2 protein-coding genes are annotated in these 2,370 nt (G+C 65.6%); both read right to left on the reverse strand.

Going from position 1 to position 2,370, the window contains the following annotated elements:
• On the reverse strand, positions 1 to 1,055 hold a 1,055-nt coding region (locus AC1DU6_RS27710), incomplete at its 3' end, for an ABC transporter substrate-binding protein (RefSeq protein ID WP_477861050.1).
• Positions 1,056 to 1,060: 5 nt separating this feature from the next.
• The coding region (locus AC1DU6_RS27715) for an ABC transporter substrate-binding protein (protein ID WP_477861052.1) at positions 1,061 to 2,370 on the reverse strand (1,310 nt) is incomplete at its 5' end.

The raw sequence follows: 2,370 nt of genomic DNA on the forward strand, positions 1-2,370 counted from the left end.
GTCATCAACTGCTTGGCGCGCGCCACGTCGGGCTTTTGCACCGTGTCCAGCTCGGCCGAGTGGCCGTAGGCGACGGGCGCCACCATGATGGCCGCAGGCACCGACAGACCGCGCATCAGGCTGCGCTTGATGGCCTCGCGGTCGATGGCCAGCGACATCGCCTCGCGCACGCGCTTGTCCTTGAAGGGGTTTTTGCCCTTCACGTTGCTGCCCTTGATCTCGTCGCTGCCCTGGTCCAGCGCGAAGAAGATGGTGCGGTTCTCGGGCCCGTCGATGACCTTGAGGCGCGGGTCGGCCTTGAGCTTGGCGACGTCCTGGGGCGGCAGGTCGGTCAGCAGATCGAGGTCGCCCGACAGCAGGGCGGCCACGCGGGTTGCGTCGGACTTGATCGGCAGATAGGTCAACTCTGAGATATTGCCCTTGGGCTTGTCCCACCAGTCCTTGTTGGCCACCATGCTGATGCGCTGGTCCGGCTGCCAGGCCGTGATCTTGAATGGCCCGGTGCCCATCGCATTGCGAGAGGCATAGGTGTCCTCCTTGGCCTTGAAGTCCTGCGGGTTCTCGGAGCGGTTCTTGGTCGCCCAGGCCTTGCTGACGATGCGCACATAGGTCAGGTTGCGCGTCAGCACGGGGTTGGGGCCTTCGAGCATGAAGTCCACCGTGTGGTCGTCGATCTTCTTCACCTCCTTGATGCCGGAGGCATAGATGATCATGTTGCTGGCCGGGTGCTTGATGCGCTGCAGGCTGAAGACGACATCATCCGCCGTGAAGGGCGTGCCGTCATGGAACTTGACGCCGCGGCGCAGATCGAAACGCACCTGCGTGGGCGTCACGAATGTCCACTTGGCGGCCAGCGCCGGCTCGACGTCGAACTTCTCCGTGTAGCGGGTCAGGCCCTCATAGGCATAGCCCGTGATGGTCGACGTGGCCGAGGGGTTCTGCGAATGCGGATCCAGCGTCTGGATGTCGTTCTGGGCCGCCCAGCGCAGTGGGTCGGCCGTGGCGGTCAGCGCGGTGGCCAGCCAGGCGGCGGCCCAAAGGGTGGAGATTTTCATGAGCTTCATGGAAGGGTGGTGAAGCGGGCCTCGAAGGTGTCGTTCGAGCGGTGCAGGGTGTTGACGCCTGGTTTCATGGCCCAGGGCCGGATCTGATGATGCACCGGAATGAAGAGGAACTCGTCGCGCACACGCAGCAGGGCCTCGCGGATCAGCGCGTTGCGGGCGCTCGCGTCGGGCTCGAACTGGATGCGCTCGACGAACGTGTCCAGCGCCGCGTCGGCGAGGTGGTTGAAGTTCTGGCCGCCGTTGCCGCGCGCATCGCGGCTGTGGCCCCAGGCCTGCAGGCCCTGATGGGCGTCGTAGGTCGGCATGGAAATGCCGATCAGGTAGAACGGCGACTCATTGCGTTCCAGCGCCTGGATGTGCAGGCTCATCGGCTGGGCGTTGAGCCGCACCCGCACGCCGATGCGAGCCCACATCGCCACCGCGGCCTGGCAGATCTGCTCGTCGTTGACGTAGCGGTTGTTGGGGCAGCGCAGCGGCAACTCGAAACCCTGCGGGTAGCCAGCCTCGGCCAGCAGCTTGCGGGCCTTGTCGGCGTCGAGCTTCAGCGGCGTATCCGGCGCTGCGTCGTAGCCGGTGACGCCAGGCGGCACCATCAGCGCTGCGGGCACCGACAGGCCGCGCATGATGCTGCGCTTGATGGCCTCGCGGTCCAGAGCAAGGTTCAGCGCCTCGCGCACGCGCTTGTCCTTGAAGGGGTTGCGGCCCTTGACGCTGGAATCGCGCAGTTCCTCGCTGCTTTGGTCCATGGCGAAGAAGACGGTGCGCACCTCGGCGCCCTCCATCAGCTTGAGGCGCTTGTCTGTCTTGAGCCGCTGGTAGTCCTGCGGCGGCACGTCGGTGACGAGGTCGACATCTCCCGACAGCAGTGCCGCCACGCGCGTGGGCGCCGACTTGATCGGCAGATAGGTCAGTTCGTTGACGTTGCCCTTGTTGCTGTCCCACCAGTCCTTGTTGATGACCATCTGCACGGCCTGGTCGGGCTGCCAGCTGACGAGTCGGTAGGGGCCGGTGCCGTTGGCGTTGCGCGAGGCGTAGTTCTCCTCCTTGGCCTTGAAGTCCTCGACATGGCTGGCGTGGTTGCGCACCGCCCAGGCGCGGCTCAGGATGGCGAAGTTGACGAGGTTCTGCAGCAGCAGCGGTGCCGGTGCCTCCAGCATCAGGTCGACCGTGTAGTCGCCCAGCTTGCGGATCTCGCGGATGCCCGACACATAGGCCTGCATCGCGCCCTGCGGCTCGCGGATGCGGGCGAAGCTGAAGACGACGTCATCCGCTGTGAAGGGGCTGCCATCGTGGAACTTCACGCCGC

This window comes from Roseateles sp. P5_B10, from assembly GCF_056400485.1.